Genomic DNA, 14,410 nt, shown 5'->3' with positions numbered 1-14,410 from the left:
CTGCCTGCAATGGTAGTAACGCTCCGGGACTTCGACAACCGTGGATGCTGATTCGGTCGGGGCCCGGGCCCCGACCCTGGGCCCAGTTTAGAAACTGGGCCCAGGGTCGTAAGGTGGGCCTGGGCATCCGCTTGGCTAGAGCCGGGCGAGCCGCTCGATGTCTTCGAGGAACTCGGCAGCGACCTCGTCGGACACGGTTCGGCGGGTCTCGGAGATCGCGACTTCATAGTCTTCGGTGCTGGGGCCGTTGATGACCGGTCCGTCACCGGCCTTGTATAGCGCCTTCTCAAGCGCGTGCTGGGAGGCTCGATGGGCCGCGTATTCGACGTCGGCCGGCGAGAACCCGTCGCTCTGCTCGACCAAAACGTCGAGATCGACTTCGCCCGACACCGCTTCTGGAATGTAGCGCTCCCAGATGGCCTGGCGGGCGGCGACATCCGGCAGCCCGATCGGCACAACGTAGTCGAAGCGGCCGTGGCGGAGGAAGGCGGAGTCGAGCGCGCGAATGAAGTTCGTCGCACAGACCAGCAGGCGACCGGGTTGTTCGCGGAATGCCGGGATGATCTTGAGCAGCTCGTTGGTCACACCCTGCATGGCCGACGGCGGTTCGCCCGAGCGCTGGGAGGCGATTTCCTCGACCTCGTCGATGAACACCACCGCGTGCTCAAGCTCGGCGATCTTCAAAAAGGTTTCCCGCAATGCGCCGGCGAGGCCCTGCGGGTCGGCGGCGAGACGGGATGGGAAAACCTCGACGAACGACCACTCCAGGCGGGAGGCGATCGCCTTGGCAAAGGTGGTCTTTCCGGTGCCCGGAGGGCCGAACAGCACAACGGCCTTCGGCGGCGACACACCGTACTGCTCGGCCAGGTCTGGCTTGGCCAGGGGCATGACCAGGCGACGTTCGAGCAGTTCCTTCTCCCGTGCCATTCCGCCGACCTTCTGCCACAGGTCGCGCGGCAGCACTCGCCCGCCAAGTTCACCGAGCAGCTTGAGCTCCTCCCGCTGCACGGGAATGTGCCGCTCGAAGTAGCGCAGGTTCTTTTTCACCTCGAAACCGCGGTTGAGAAAGGGATCGACGTTCGTCTCCGATTCGGGCATAAGCGCTGACAGTTTGGTCATGCCGTGCGGGGCCATCCGGGTCTCGAGGGCGGCGAGCAGGGCCGTGCCGATGCCCTGGCTCTGCCAGCTTTCAGCGGTCGCCAAAAATACGATCCAGCCTTGCGCATGAGCAGCGCGGCCGACGGCTGCGCCGACGACCTCATCGCCGTGCACCGCAACGACGGCGTGATCCTTCTGGCAGGAGGCGAGCACCTCGGAGAGGCCGTAGACCGGCTCTGTGTCCGAGGCCTTGATCTCTTCCCAGAGGCGCAGAATGCCGTCCAGATCGTCGGAGTGAAAGTCGCGCAGTCGCCAGCCAGTCATAGTGATCCTTGCATCGTTGGGTGTGCTGCCAATCTATTGCACCCGCTCAGGCCCGAAAGGCGGCTGCGAGGATGCGCGGCAGCTTGCGCGCCGACGGGTGGGCGGCGAAGTCGGTCAGCAGACGGGCGGTCAGCGTGCCACTTCGAGACGACACGAACCATGGCGGCTTCGGCAACAGCGCCCATTCACCATGCAGCACCGAGCGCGGAAACGGCCGAAAAGGTCCCCGCACGACGGTGCGCTCGACGTCGTCAAGCAGCAGGGCGTTGTGCACCACGCCGATTCCACTCTGCACGTTGTCGAGCGTATGCCCGGGAAACGCGCCCCACGGCGCCGCCGCCGACAGAAAGCCCACGCCGGTCCAGGCATTGATCGCGATCGTTCCGTAGCGCAGGCGCGCCACGGCCTGCTCGAACCCCGCCCCGAGCCGCCGGATTGTGGCCGGCACCCCGAGAATATTGGCGCCGAGAGTGCCTAGAAAGTCGCGGTTGACGGTCTCCACCACCGAGTCAAGAAAGGCCTGGCCGGCGCCGGGTAGTTCGACGACCCCCAGAACCGGCGCAAAATATTCCGTGGCGAGCATATCTTCGGTCGAAGCGGATGCCGCTACGAGTAGGCGCCCGCCGGGAATTGATTGCGCGGCCGGGTAGGCAGCACTGGCCGCTCGCATCCGCTCGTCGCTGCCGGGATACCAGGCCGGTCGTGGCGGGGCGGCAGCGAGGGCAGCGGCGACCGCGTCGAGAAATGCGCGCTTCTGGGGCCAGTCGGCGCTGAGCACGAGCACCTGCCCGGCGATGCAGTTGTAGCCGCCGTTGTGCAGCCGCATGGTGGCCACGTGTTCGGCCTGGTAGCGCAGGTCCTGCGGGCTCCATCGGCCTGGCAGCACGATGATCGGGGAGACTCCGCCGAGTTCACTGCTGATCGGTTTACCGAGGCGGGGAGTCTTGGACCCGCCGAACACGATCGAGTCGTGGGTGGCCGCGCTGCCGGTGATGTGCACGTGGCTGATACCGGAGTGGTGGGCAAGGTAATCGCCCACGTCGGCGCCACCGGTGACGATGCGCAGCAGCCCCTGCTCGATGAGCGGGGCCAGGGCGGCCCGGTAGATCGGCAGCAGGTTGTCGAAGGTGGGATTGAGTTTGAGTATGGAGACCCGATTGTGCGCCACGAGCTCGTACAGCACATCGAGCGGGGCGATCGAGCTGATGTTGCCGGCACCGAGAACGAGACCGACCCCACTGGCCACTGTCGGAGCGAGTTGGCCCAACCCTGCCGATACACGGGCCCGCCCCACGGTGACGCCGGGCCGCAGCCAGGCCCGGGCGCTGAATCCGTGGAGAAGCAGCCCGTCCCACGCATTGTGCGGCAGGACGGAAACGGTGACGCGCCCGCCCGGCGCCCGCCCGAATCTCTGGCCGGCGAGCGGGCTGCGCCCGGAATTGAGCGCCCGCAGAGTACGACCGAGTGCGTTCAACGAGGTGAGCACTCCGTACGGTCCGGTCAGCCATTCTTCGCCGATCAGCACCGACGACGGGTCTAAACCTTTGGCGCGGGCCGCAGCAGCCACCCAGCGCTCGGCCTCATCAGAAACGGATGCTGCGGTGCGCGCCAGCAGCTCGCCGCGCGCCGCGAGCGGGGTCGCCCCCCACCGCTCGCTTCCTTCGACTAGCTCGGCGATCGCGAGGTCGAGCTGTGAACTATTCAGGTCAGTGCGGTCTGCCGTCGTGGACATTAATCTCCCGTGATTGGCGCCAGACTAGCCCATGGCAGACGGCTGTTGCCCGTGCGAAGAGACCCTTGGGACCGGGCCTGGCATCCGCCCGACACGACAGGCTAGTGCAGCGTGACCGGGCAGTGGAGCTGGGTTCGCTCGCCACTGCGGTCGATGTCGTGCTGCTCCATTGGCTGGGCACAGACCGGACAGCCGCGCACGGGCGCAGGCAGTGCGCCAAGCAGATCGGACCCGCTCAGACCAACCGGTGGCGCCATGACATCGCCAACGATTGACAACCCCCTCGCCCTCGACAGCCAGGTCTGCTTCGCCCTGGCCATCGCCTCGCGCGATGTCATAGGGCTATATCGGCCCATTCTGGAGCCACTCGGGCTAACGCATCCGCAGTATCTGGTCCTGCTCGCGCTGTGGGACGAGAGCCCGCGCACGCTCAAGGGCCTCGGCCAGACCCTCCACCTCGAGCCGGCGACCCTTTCCCCCCTGCTCAAGCGGCTCGAAGCCACCGGCTACGTGCGGCGGCACCGCAGGGAGGCCGACGAACGCACGCTCGATATCACCCTGACCGACCGAGGACTGGACCTGCGCGCGGTGGCCGAAACCATCCCGCCGCGGGTCGTCGAAGCGCTCAACCTGCCGCTTGACGACCTACTCCGCCTGCGCGATGCGTTGCACCGGGTCATCGCCGCAACGTCCTGACCCACGGGCTCAGGCGATCGCGTCGGCGACCGTCAGCAGTTCGGCGTGGAAGGCAGCTGCGACGTGCGCGTTGGTGATGCGGCCGTTGTGCACGTTGAGGCCCTGGGCGAGAGCGGCGTCTTCGGCGATGGCCTTCTTCCAGCCCTTTTGGGCCAGCGCGACGACGTAGGGCAGGGTGGCGTTGGTGAGGGCGCGGGTCGACGTGGCCGGCACTGCGCCGGGCATGTTGGCAACGCAGTAATAGACACTGTCATGCACGGCGAAGGTGGGATTGTCGTGCGTGGTGGCGTGCGATCCCTCGAAGCAACCGCCTTGGTCGATCGCGATGTCCACGAGCACGGAGCCGGGCTTCATCGAGGCGACCATGGCGTCGGTGACGAGTTTGGGGGCCTGCGCACCCGGAATGAGCACGGAGCCGATGACAAGATCGGCCTCCCGCACCTGTTCGGCGATCTCGTACTGGGTCGACGCGCGCGTCTGGATCTCACCATTGAAACGGGCCTCGAGCTGGCGCAGGCGAGCGAGCGACAGATCGATGATGGTCACGTCGGCGCCCATGCCGAGCGCGTTGGCCGCGGCGTGCTCGCCGGCGACGCCGCCGCCGATCACGACGACCTTGGCCTTTGGGGTTCCCGGAACACCGCCGAGCAGAATTCCGCTGCCGCCGTTGGCGCTCATCAGGTGGTACGCACCGACCTGCACCGAGAGTCGGCCAGCGACCTCGCTCATCGGCGAGAGCAGCGGCAGGCTGCGGTCGGGAAGCTGCACGGTCTCATAGGCGATCGCGGTCGTACCAGACTTGATCAGAGCCTGCGTGCATTCAGCGGATGCCGCGAGGTGCAGATAGGTGAACAACACCTGCCCAGGGCGCATCATCGGGTATTCGCTGGCAATGGGCTCCTTGACCTTCAGGAGCAGGTCGGCGGCGGCCCAGACTTCGGCGGCGGTGTCGAGAATGGACGCCCCGGCGAGCCGAAAAGCATCGTCGGTGATGCTGGAGCCCAGCCCGGCGCCCTTCTCAATGACGACGTCGTGGCCGCGGCGAGTGAGCTCGTGAACACCGGCCGGAGTGATCGCCACGCGGTTCTCATTATTCTTAATCTCAGTGGGAATGCCGACCAACATGTCTGCTCCGTTTCGGGTTGCCAGTGCCGAACGCATCGGCGGTGATAGGGGTAAGACTGCTATTGATTCGTTTCGGCTAGGTAAAATCCGTAGAATCTGCCAGACTTCAAAAATATTCCACTGAATATGCGGCTGGCAGGAGATGTGAGATGGCAGAAACGAAGAGGATTCGGGTGGTCGAAACCCTTGACGAGGTCGATCGCATCCTGGTCGCAGCGTTGCAGGCCGACTCCCGCACCACCAACAGCCGGCTGGCCAGCGCGGCTGGTATCGCTGAATCCACCTGCGTCTCCCGGGTGCGCTCGCTGGTCAGCCGCGGAATCGTCACGGGCTTTACTGCCATGGTCGACCCGAAAGCGATCGGACTGGGCCTGCAGGCGCTGATCAGCGTGAGCATTCGCGCAGGCGCCCGCACGCACATCCCGGCCTTTCGCGATTCGATCCGGGTGATGCCGCGCGTCGTGCAGCTATATTTTCTCGGCGGGTCCGAGGACTTCATCATTCACCTGTCGGCCCGGGATACCGACGATGTGCGCGATTTCGTGCTGGACAATCTCTCAGCCAATCCCGCGGTCGCTTCGACCCGTACGAGCATGGTGTTCGAGCATTTCTACAACGGCGTCGCCCCCGAATAGCGCGCCCTAGAATAGGCAAGAAATGACCCTCGCCGACACAATCCTGCCCGCCATGTTCGGTTTCGGCACCGGACTCGCGCTCATCATCGCGATTGGCGCCCAGAACGCATATATCTTGCGGCTCGGCATTGCGGGGCGGAACCGCACCGTGTTCGCTGCTGTGCTGATCTGTGCGGTGTCCGACGCCGTGCTCATTCTGGCCGGCATCGTGGGAATCGGCGCTCTCATTCGAGCCGCCCCGGTCGCTCTGGTCATCGTGCAGGTGCTCGGCGTTGGCTTTCTGCTTACCTACGGTGTGTTCGCCGCCGTGCGCGCCTTCCGCCCCGGCGTGCTCGTCGCGGCGGCGACGACCCAGATCGGCACCAAGGCCGCCGTGGTGACGACCATCGCGCTCACCTGGCTCAACCCGCACGTCTACCTCGACACCCTGATTTTTCTCGGATCGGTGGCTAACCAACAGGGGGCGAACGAGCGCTGGTGGTGGGGCGCTGGGGCAATCACGGCGAGCTTCGTCTGGTTCTTCGCGCTCGGTTTCGGCGCACGGATGCTTCGACCTTTCTTCGCAAAGCGAGCCTCCTGGCGCGTGCTCGACGGCTTCATCGCCGTTGTCATGATCGCGCTCGGCGTGCGAATGGCGGTCGGCGTCTAGCGTTTCTATTCGCGCCAGTACCCAGTCTTGCCGAGCAGCGCAACCTCACGATTCGCGTTCTCCGGCACCGGAACTTCGGGGGGAAACACCCCAAAACTTCGCCACAGTTCAATGTCCGGCGCGATCTGCTCCCACAGGTTTTCCACGAGCACATCGGGCAGCGAATACTGTAGGCCCACGTGTTTGGCGATACTCCAGGCCTGGAAAGCCCGGTACAGGGCAGTGTGCTGCAGCGCCTCGGCGAGCGAGTAGTCGCCGTAACTCAAATGCACGACCCGATCGGGGTCGAGGTCACCCGTCACCACGGCCGTCGTAGCCTCATTGATGCGATCGTAGTGGCCGATCGGATCGTCACCGAGCAGATCACCCTTGTACGTGTCGCCAACCTCCTCGATCGTGCGTCCCGCGAGCACTGCGGGCAACCAGGCTTCATCTTCGGCGTGCGACGCGAGAATGTCACGCAGGGTCGGGTCTTTTTTTCGCGACCACTCGGCCGGCGCCGGCAGGGCGAGCTGCTCGGGAGTGAGTCGGTCGACGACGGAGCGCAACGCGGCATCCGCTTGAAGGAACATCTCTCTCTGCTTCATCGGGGCACGCTAGCACGGCTGCCCGTCATCGGCTAGACGCTCAGCCTCACGCTGGCCACGATCACGACGATCTGTACGACCGGCGGGTTGCCGCCCCGCTCGAGATGCGCGGCGATCGCGTCGTGCACCCGACCGCTCACGTCCCGAGAGGACTCCGCCGCTCCGATGCCGATCTTGGCCGTGACCCGAACGCCGTCGGCGTGCTGATCGATGAGTACCAGGGGCGCTGCGGGCGCTCGATGGGCGACCGCATCGAGCGTGGCGGTGAGCACGGTGGCCACTATCGACCCGGCCGGATACAGCGCGGCAACACCGGGTACCCGGCGCACCAATATGTCCAGCTGGTCGAAAGAGGCAGGGTCCGTGGTCATTGGTTCTCCTGTTCGTGAGCGGATGCTTCGGGCAGCGACTGCAGGTCGCTCACAGTGATATCAATGGCCACCACGACCAGCTCCGTATATTTGCTCAAAGCGGCATACATCGCGTGTCGCAGTTGATCGGCCAGCAGCGGTATATTCTCACCCGGAAATACGGTCACATCGACCCGAATGGAGATCGGCGTGCCGGGCACGCTGACGTCCCCAACCAGCACACATCGGCCGACGAACACGTTCTGCATTCGGTCGCCGGTTTCCCTCAGGATGCCGCGCACAGCGCCCTCCGTCACGACGAGGCGGGCGGTCGGAGACGGATGGGTCAGCGGAATCTCGCGGCCGGCATGGGCCTCTAGCGTGATGTTGTTGAGAATGGACGACACCCAGCTGTCGTCGCGCCGGGATTCACGTTCGAGGTCTCGCTCGAGCAGTGACCGCTGTGCCCGACGCAGTCGTTCGAGGCCACGCAGCGCGATCTCACAGTCGGGCGAATCGTCGATGCCCGGGTCGGCGGGGAGTCGGCCATGATCAAGGTAGTCGCTGAGCTGCTCGATGGTATGGCCGTTCAGGCCAGCCTGTTCCCGCTCGGTGCCGTCGAGGTCGAATGCGAGAAAGCGCCGGTTCGCCGGTGTCAGTTCGGTCATCGCCAGTCCTCCATCTGTCGAAGTAGGGTCTTGCGAGCCCGGGCCAGAAGTCCGCGCACCGTCGAGAGCGGAAGGTTCAGTTCGGCGGCAATGTCACCGTAACTGTATTCCGCAAGTTCGCGCAGGGTCCAGCAGCGCCGTTGATCCTCGGGAAGAGCCGCGAGTACCCGCGCGAGCGCCTCGGTCTGGGACTCAACCTCAACGCGGGCGTGCGGGGCGCTACTCTCCGGCGCCGGGGCATCCGTTTCGTCGATATTGACGTGCGGGCGTCGAGTGCGCAGCCGATCGATGCTCTTACGGCTGACAATGCGCATCAGCCAGCTCTTGACAGCGCTGCCGTCTTCGAGAGTGCCGAGGTGCTGCCAGGCCGTGATGAATGATTCCTGCACCACGTCGTCGGTTTCGTCATTTGAGCCGAGAACCCGGGTCGCGTAGACCCGCATGAGCGGGCCGTACCGGCGAACGAGAACCTCGAAGGCACGCAGGTCGCCGTCGCGAGCGCGGTCGGCGAGCATCTGGTCGGCGGCCGCATCGAGCGGTGACGCAACCTGCTCACGCACTCTGCCGGGCACATCCCCTCCTCGGGCAAACAGTTCCGAAATATTTCTCATCTTCGCGTGACGAATATGCCACAAGTTTCGTCATACAGGTAACAATCCGTTCTGGCTTGACCAGACGGCCCTACCCGAAGGAGCTTTTTCCATGGACCTCATCGACACCAACGGCCCCGCATCGTCGAGCACGTCCCCGCGCAGCGGCGCCCCGATCAGCACACCGCTGGCCGGTGAGTCAGCTACCGGAACCGGAAAAACCATCATCAACGACGGCGTCGTGGCCAAGGTGGCCGGCATCGCCGCCCGAGAAGTCTCCGGTGTGCACGCTCTCGGCGGCGGCGCGGCCCGCGCCCTCGGCGCGATCCGCGAGGCAATGAACAATACCGATGTGAGCCAGGGCATCTCGGTGGAGGTGGGCGAAACGCAGGTCGCCGTAGACGTGACGATCGTCGCCGAGTACCCCGTGCAGCTGCAGCAGGTGGCCGACGATATCCGCTCGAGCGTTATTCGCGCCATTGAAGACCTCGTCGGCCTCGAGGTCACCGAGGTCAACGTGACAATCATCGATATTCACCTGCCCAGCGACGATGCCGACGCTGAGCCGAACAAAGCCGCACTGCGGTGACTAGCGCAACCCGAACTGGAATGCTGGTCGGTGCGATTCTCGCCCTGACCTGGGTGATTCTGGGCTTCTGGGCGTTTCTGTTTGTTGCCCTGTCCATGCTGGTCGGCGCCCTGGTCGGCCGCGTGATCGACGGCCGCCTTGACCTCGGCTCACTGATCGGAGCATTCCAGGGAAAGCGTTCATCATCGTGAGCATTACGACCGACACCGCAAAGGACTGGTTTCTCGGCGGCGCGGCACCGAACCCACCTCACGACGGCGCTCCGGCCACGACCGTGGCGCCTCCCCCGACGCGCGGCCGCACCCGCATCGCGCCTCGGGCCCTGCGCCAGGTCGTCTCGATGGTCACTGCGGAATCGCTCGGCGTTCCCTCCGGTCACGTCGGCGTGGAACTCGGCGATGACCACGGCAGGCTCTCGCTCACGATCAGCACCACCATCCGCGTCGTTCCCCTCTCCCGCATCACCCGCGAACCAGCCGTCATCGCGCGCACAGGCGGCACGATTCTGGCCAGGTCGGCCCAGTCGCAAGCGGAGATTCGACGCCGCGTCGGAGAACTGACCGGCGCCGATGTCGGCCGGGTCACCGTGCGGCTGACCGGCATTGGCGTTCAACAGGAACGAAGGGTGCAATGAACTCGGTACCGGCCGACCGGTCTTCGGAGCCGATGACACCGATTTACGGGCGCATCAGCCGGCGTGAACTGCACTCGCCGCGGTCAGCGGCCGCCATTGCCGTGGCCATCGTCGTTATTCTGCTCTGCGGTTGGCTAGGCACCGAGATTGTGCTGCTGTTGATCGACCAGCCGCCCCTGCTCGTGACCCCAGCCGAACTGGCTGCCGGTGTTGCATCCGTTTCGGCCGTGCCTGCTCCGCTACTCACCGCCATCGCGCTCGCCTGCTCCCTCCTCGCCATCGTGCTGCTGGTCGTCGCGGTCACACCCGGGCGCCGGGCACGGCACCTGATCGATTCGGAGCGCACGGTGACCGTCGTCGATGACGAGGTGATCGCATCCGCCCTGGCCGGGCGCGCCGCTCGCGTGGGCGGCATCGACCCCGACAGCACCCGCGTCAGCATCTCTCGTCGCCTCGCCACCGTGCATTTAGTGCCGACATCGGGGCAGCCGGTGCAGCGCGACTCGGTGCAGCAGGCCGTGCACGACCAGCTCGATGGCCTGCGTCTGCGACCGACGCTGCAGACTCGGGTCGTCGTGGCCCGCAGCGGAAAGGTCGGAACGTGAACAACACCAACCGCGCGCTCAACCGCAGCGTCATTTTTGTGACCGGGCTGGTGCTGCTGGCCGTGTCCGCTCTGCTCGGCCTGCTCGCAACGCAAGCGACACTGCGGGATGCCTGGGCCTCGGTCACTGACACGGCTGGCGGCACGGTCACCGGCTGGCTCCAATCCACGCCGCTCGGCGACACGCAGAATAGCTGGATCTGGTTTGTTGCCCTCGCCCTGTTGCTGGCCATCGTCGGCCTGCTGCTCAGTTTCATTCTGCGGCAGGGCCGCGGCCATTCCGGCTACCTGATCAGTGAACACACCACGGACTGGGGCACCACACAGGTTGATTCGGCGGTCGCCGAGCAAGCGCTGCAGAACGCGCTCAGCGAGCGCCCGGAATTTCTCTCGACCCGCGTCTCGACCTACCGGGTGGCCCGCGACGCTGTACTCAAAGTCTCGGTGACCTGTCGACGCGGCACCTCCCCGACCGACGTCGTGCGCATCGTGGAACAGGCCGTGCTTGCCCTCGACGAACTCCTCGGCCTGCGCATCCCCGCCCTTGTGCAGATCAGTGGAGGCTTCCGGGTGCGTACCAGTCGCACGACGCGCATTACTTAATTCTCCGCGGATGCCTCTCACCGGCGCCCACCCCGACTTACGTTCAGCGCTTCCGCGCCGAACAGCCCCCCAGAAACACCTCACGAAAGAGAGAACACCATGAGTGCAGCAGACAAGATGAAAAACGCCGCGCAGGACCTCAAGGGCAAGGCCACCGAGGCCGTGGGTAAGGCCACCAACGACGACTCCAAGGTTGCCGAAGGACGCGCCGACCAGACCGCGGCGAGCGCCAAGAAGGTCGGCGAAGACGTCAAGGACGTCTTCAAGAAGTAGTTCACCCCAGTGCGCGGTCGGCACGACAGCCGGCCGCGCACCTACCTCAGGTCCTGTGGCCGATTTTCGGAGAACGGACGCTGGCGAAACCAAGCGCTCGGCGCACCCTGAAAATGGTCAGAACGCAGTAGATTTTCACCGTCCGGAATCGTGATCGCCCTATCGAGAGCGACCCCGGCTTCACACACCCGAGCAGGAGACTTTCATGGCAGACACGGGCCAAAGCCAGGAACTCACCGACGCCCCTCCCCCCGATGACGACCGCAAGCCGAATACGCCGGCCGAGGTCACGAAGACCTCCTGGAAGTACGTCTTCAAACGCACACTCAGCGAATTCGGCACCGACCAGTGCACCGACATTGCTGCGACGCTCACCTACTATGCCGTGCTGTCGCTGTTTCCAATGCTCATCGCCCTGGTCTCACTGCTCGGCGTGTTCGGGCAGGGGCGGCAGTCCGCCGAGACCCTGCTGACGATTCTCGCCTCGGTCGCTCCCGGCGACGCCCTCGATGTTATTCGGGGGCCGATCGAACAGTTCAGCACGTCGCCCTCCGCCGGGTTCGCCCTGGTGGCGGGGATCGCGGTCGCGATCTGGTCGGCATCCGGTTACGTCGGAGCGTTCAGCCGCGCCATGAACCGCATCTACGAGATCGACGAGGGCCGGTCATTTCTGAGGCTCAAGCCCACTCAGTTGCTCGTCACCGTCATCGGCATCACCCTGCTGCTCGTCGTTGTGTTGATTCTGGCCATTTCCGGTCCCATAACGGATGCCGTCGGCGCCGCCCTCGGCCTCGGCCAGACCGTGCAGCTGGCCTGGTCCATTGCCAAGTGGCCGGTGCTTGCGGCCACCGTCGTGCTGCTGATCGCGGTGCTGTACTACTTCACGCCGAACGTGCGCCAGCCAAAGTTTCGCTGGCTGAGCCTCGGGGCGCTGGTCGCCCTCGTTGCGATCGTCGTCGCGTCCCTGGGATTCGGCTTCTACGTCACGACGTTCTCGAACTACGCTAAAACCTATGGTTCACTCGCTGGAATCGTCATTTTCCTGCTGTGGCTGTGGCTGACCAACCTGGCTTTGCTGCTCGGTGCGGAGTTCGACGCCGAACTCGAACGCGGCCGCCAGCTGCAGGCGGGCATCATTGCCGAGCAGAACATTCAGCTTCCGCCTCGCGGAACCAAGAAGAGCCAGAAAGCCGCCCTGAAGGAGATGCAGACCGTCGCTGAGGGCCGGCGCATCCGCAAGGCGAACGCTGGCCCGCGCGAATAAGAGGTGCGGGCGCCCCCCTAGAGACCCGCCCGCGCCTGCGCCGGGGACTGCTCGATGACCGTCCTGGTCGTCGTTGTGTTTCCCTCCTCCGACTTCGTCTGAAACGCCGGTGTGCCCAGGGTCGAACCGAGCGCGAGTACGGTCACCAGCGCTGTGCGGCACATCACCGGGGTGGCCCGACGCAGCAAGTCGGCGTAGCGCGGGCGCTGGCCGGCGGGGCGGGAGGCTGCCGGGGAGGGACTGCGAGGTTCGCGCACGCCTATTGTCGTTGGGCAGGTCACGCTCATGTGGAACCTCTCGCAGGGAGAGCACACCGACTATGGTCGGATGCTGCTGGGGGCTTTGTGACGACGGATACCGGCGCAGAGAAGTCGTCAATGCATCTGTGTGCGCGACTGGCCAGGGCGAACAATATCGCTGGTCTGTACAGTAGCAAGCACGTGTGCCACTGGATATACCCTTGTTATGGGCAGTATATCAACCCACTTCTACCACCGTATTGCGCGGGGTTACGCGGGAGCTATGTCCCGAACTCCCGCGCAGCGTCGCAGCTCCCGCGCATCATGAATGAGTGCGGACACTGGTTGGATAGGGGATGTGTCCGACCGTAGGCACGGTCAAACAGTTGGGGGCACGAGTGAGACTGCTCTATGCGCTGCTCCTGAGCGGCATCACCCTCGCCGTTGGCCTGTCGGTCCTGCTGCCCGATGCGACGCTCGTCGCCGGCGGATTCACCATCGCTACCGCGGCGGTCGGGCTGCTGCTGGTCAACCGCACCCAGCGCATTATTGCGGCGGTGCTGATCGGTGTGGGTATCGCATCCGTTGTGCTCGGCCTGGTTCTGGGCGGGCAGATCGTGGGTCGCGATCTGTTCCTGGTCAACCAGGACCTGATCGGTATGCTCGCCGCCGTGTCGTTTCTCCGACTCGTCACACCGACATCGCAGATCACACGCACCGGGCTGCACGGCCGCCTCGCCGTGGTGCGCACCGCCCTGGCCGCGCATGCGCTCGGCGCGGTCATCAACATCGGTGCGGTCGGCATCGTCGGTGATCACCTGCGCGGCCGGTCCAGTCTGCGGCTGGCCGATGCGGCGCTGATCTCTCGGGCCTACTCGACCGCCGCGTACTGGTCGCCGTTCTGGGCGGCCGCCGCGGCCGCCGCCACTCTCGTTCCCGGCGCGAATTCTCTCGTGCTGGTGCTCGTGGGGCTGGCCCTCGCCCTCGTTACCATCGGCCTGAGCGTCTGGGATATCTTTCACCTGTGGGGCCGCGAGCTGCCTGCCTATACCGGTTACACGCTGAGTTGGGAGCTCATTCGCGTGCCGCTGGCCCTCGTTGCCCTGGTGGTACTGGCGCACCAGTTGGTTCCCACGGTTCCGGTTCCGCGTATCGTGCTGCTCGCCGGCCTCGGCGTCACCCTCATCGGCCTGCTGATCATGAACGGTCGTGGCGCCCTGCGCGCGCTGGCCCGGCATGCCCGGCACGACCTGCCGCAGCTGCGCGGTGAGGTCACGCTGTTCGCCTCCGCCGGGGTACTCGCTGTCGGCCTGCGGATGCTGTTTCCCCTGTTCGACCTGCAGCTGCCGGTGACGGGGTTCACCGTGCCCGTGGCTTGGGCCATGATGCTCGCGATGATTTTGTGCGCGCTCATCGGCGTGCACCCGGTCGTGTCGGTCGCGATCGTTGCCGCGCTCGTGCAGCCGCTATCTCCAGACCCCACCCTGTTCGTGCTCGCCGCGTGCATCGGCTGGGGAGTTTCGACCGCGGTCGGCCCGCTCACCGGCCTGACGATGCTGCTCAGTGCGCGGTATGGCATAGACAGCATCACTCTCACCCGCCGCAACCTGATCTACCTCGCCGCCGCACTCGTCGCTTCGTGGCCGGCGCTGCTGCTCTGCGCCGCACTGGTGTAAAGGCGGTGCAGGAGCCCTCAGCCGATTCGCGCTGCGCGGGAGGTGCGCCAGTGCGCGGGAGTTGCGCCTCCCGC

At 65.5% G+C, this 14,410-nt stretch carries 19 protein-coding genes; 11 read left to right on the top strand and 8 right to left on the bottom strand.

What is annotated here, in order from left to right; genetic code table 11:
- Positions 1 to 135 precede the first annotated feature (135 nt).
- Together E3T39_RS09035 and E3T39_RS09030 are read right to left on the bottom strand one after the other, a co-directional pair.
- On the bottom strand, positions 136 to 1,422 hold the full coding sequence (locus tag E3T39_RS09035) for an ATP-binding protein (protein WP_134514577.1): 1,287 nt from the start codon (positions 1,420 to 1,422) through the stop codon (positions 136 to 138).
- 46 nt (positions 1,423 to 1,468) lie between these two features.
- Positions 1,469 to 3,154 carry an aldehyde dehydrogenase family protein gene (locus E3T39_RS09030; RefSeq protein WP_134514575.1) on the bottom strand — a complete coding sequence of 562 codons (1,686 nt, stop codon included), beginning with the start codon at positions 3,152 to 3,154 and terminating at the stop codon, positions 1,469 to 1,471.
- A 255-nt stretch (positions 3,155 to 3,409) separates the two neighbouring features.
- On the opposite strand from E3T39_RS09030, the gene E3T39_RS09025 reads away from it, so the two are divergent.
- Entirely contained in the window at positions 3,410 to 3,850 is a 441-nt protein-coding gene (locus tag E3T39_RS09025) for a MarR family winged helix-turn-helix transcriptional regulator (protein ID WP_134514573.1), read from the top strand.
- Positions 3,851 to 3,859: 9 nt separating this feature from the next.
- On the opposite strand, the gene ald is transcribed toward E3T39_RS09025, so the two are convergent.
- On the bottom strand, positions 3,860 to 4,975 hold the full coding sequence (gene ald, locus E3T39_RS09020) for an alanine dehydrogenase (protein ID WP_134514571.1): 1,116 nt from the start codon (positions 4,973 to 4,975) through the stop codon (positions 3,860 to 3,862).
- Positions 4,976 to 5,124: 149 nt separating this feature from the next.
- Between ald and E3T39_RS09015 the strand changes: the two genes are divergently transcribed.
- Together E3T39_RS09015 and E3T39_RS09010 are read left to right on the top strand one after the other, a co-directional pair.
- The gene (locus tag E3T39_RS09015; RefSeq protein ID WP_134514569.1) at positions 5,125 to 5,610 is read left to right on the top strand and encodes an Lrp/AsnC family transcriptional regulator; all 486 of its coding nucleotides are present in this window, start codon (positions 5,125 to 5,127) and stop codon (positions 5,608 to 5,610) included.
- A 22-nt stretch (positions 5,611 to 5,632) separates the two neighbouring features.
- Positions 5,633 to 6,259 carry a LysE/ArgO family amino acid transporter gene (locus E3T39_RS09010; protein WP_198416115.1) on the top strand — a complete coding sequence of 209 codons (627 nt, stop codon included), beginning with the start codon at positions 5,633 to 5,635 and terminating at the stop codon, positions 6,257 to 6,259.
- 5 nt (positions 6,260 to 6,264) lie between these two features.
- On the opposite strand, the gene E3T39_RS09005 is transcribed toward E3T39_RS09010, so the two are convergent.
- The 4 genes from E3T39_RS09005 to E3T39_RS08990 are packed head-to-tail and all read right to left on the bottom strand — an operon-like array spanning position 6,265 to position 8,379.
- Entirely contained in the window at positions 6,265 to 6,846 is a 582-nt protein-coding gene (locus E3T39_RS09005) for a hypothetical protein (RefSeq protein WP_134514567.1), read from the bottom strand.
- A gap of 32 nt (positions 6,847 to 6,878) precedes the next feature.
- The gene (locus E3T39_RS09000) at positions 6,879 to 7,217 is read right to left on the bottom strand and encodes a hypothetical protein (RefSeq protein WP_134514565.1); all 339 of its coding nucleotides are present in this window, start codon (positions 7,215 to 7,217) and stop codon (positions 6,879 to 6,881) included.
- A complete protein-coding gene (locus tag E3T39_RS08995; protein WP_134514563.1) occupies positions 7,214 to 7,864 on the bottom strand; it encodes an Asp23/Gls24 family envelope stress response protein in 651 nt (216 codons plus the stop codon). Before E3T39_RS08995 ends, E3T39_RS09000 begins: the two co-directional genes overlap by 4 nt.
- Positions 7,861 to 8,379 carry an RNA polymerase sigma factor gene (locus E3T39_RS08990; RefSeq protein ID WP_241979636.1) on the bottom strand — a complete coding sequence of 173 codons (519 nt, stop codon included), beginning with the start codon at positions 8,377 to 8,379 and terminating at the stop codon, positions 7,861 to 7,863. The genes E3T39_RS08995 and E3T39_RS08990 overlap by 4 nt, the downstream gene beginning before the upstream one ends.
- A gap of 187 nt (positions 8,380 to 8,566) precedes the next feature.
- Here E3T39_RS08990 and E3T39_RS08985 point away from each other — a divergent pair, with 187 nt between their 5' ends.
- The 7 genes from E3T39_RS08985 (at position 8,567) to E3T39_RS08955 (ending at position 12,421) form a co-directional block, all read left to right on the top strand.
- Positions 8,567 to 9,043, top strand: coding sequence for an Asp23/Gls24 family envelope stress response protein (locus E3T39_RS08985; RefSeq protein WP_134514559.1), 477 nt, complete (start codon positions 8,567 to 8,569; stop codon positions 9,041 to 9,043).
- Complete coding sequence (locus E3T39_RS08980) at positions 9,040 to 9,234, top strand: DUF2273 domain-containing protein (RefSeq protein ID WP_338145268.1); 195 nt, start codon at positions 9,040 to 9,042, stop codon at positions 9,232 to 9,234. Before E3T39_RS08985 ends, E3T39_RS08980 begins: the two co-directional genes overlap by 4 nt.
- Positions 9,231 to 9,677, top strand: coding sequence for a hypothetical protein (locus E3T39_RS08975; RefSeq protein WP_134514557.1), 447 nt, complete (start codon positions 9,231 to 9,233; stop codon positions 9,675 to 9,677). Before E3T39_RS08980 ends, E3T39_RS08975 begins: the two co-directional genes overlap by 4 nt.
- Positions 9,674 to 10,282 (top strand): DUF6286 domain-containing protein, encoded by a 609-nt coding sequence (locus E3T39_RS08970; RefSeq protein ID WP_134514555.1) that lies wholly within the window; start codon positions 9,674 to 9,676, stop codon positions 10,280 to 10,282. Before E3T39_RS08975 ends, E3T39_RS08970 begins: the two co-directional genes overlap by 4 nt.
- Positions 10,279 to 10,884, top strand: coding sequence for a hypothetical protein (locus E3T39_RS08965; protein WP_134514553.1), 606 nt, complete (start codon positions 10,279 to 10,281; stop codon positions 10,882 to 10,884). The genes E3T39_RS08970 and E3T39_RS08965 overlap by 4 nt, the downstream gene beginning before the upstream one ends.
- A 99-nt stretch (positions 10,885 to 10,983) precedes the next feature.
- Positions 10,984 to 11,157, top strand: coding sequence for a CsbD family protein (locus tag E3T39_RS08960; RefSeq protein ID WP_134514551.1), 174 nt, complete (start codon positions 10,984 to 10,986; stop codon positions 11,155 to 11,157).
- A gap of 205 nt (positions 11,158 to 11,362) precedes the next feature.
- Positions 11,363 to 12,421, top strand: a complete 1,059-nt coding sequence (locus E3T39_RS08955; RefSeq protein ID WP_134514549.1) for a YihY/virulence factor BrkB family protein — start codon at positions 11,363 to 11,365, stop codon at positions 12,419 to 12,421.
- A 17-nt stretch (positions 12,422 to 12,438) separates the two neighbouring features.
- On the opposite strand, the gene E3T39_RS08950 is transcribed toward E3T39_RS08955, so the two are convergent.
- Positions 12,439 to 12,708: a hypothetical protein gene (locus tag E3T39_RS08950; protein ID WP_134514547.1), complete on the bottom strand. Its 270-nt coding sequence runs from the start codon at positions 12,706 to 12,708 to the stop codon at positions 12,439 to 12,441.
- 308 nt (positions 12,709 to 13,016) lie between these two features.
- On the opposite strand from E3T39_RS08950, the gene E3T39_RS08945 reads away from it, so the two are divergent.
- A complete protein-coding gene (locus tag E3T39_RS08945; protein ID WP_166784094.1) occupies positions 13,017 to 14,336 on the top strand; it encodes a hypothetical protein in 1,320 nt (439 codons plus the stop codon).
- Positions 14,337 to 14,410: the final 74 nt, after the last annotated feature.

Origin of the sequence: Cryobacterium suzukii, from assembly GCF_004403185.1 — a bacterium.
In the GTDB taxonomy this organism is placed as follows: domain Bacteria; phylum Actinomycetota; class Actinomycetes; order Actinomycetales; family Microbacteriaceae; genus Cryobacterium; species Cryobacterium suzukii.
This window is presented reverse-complemented; position numbering and strand designations above follow the sequence as displayed.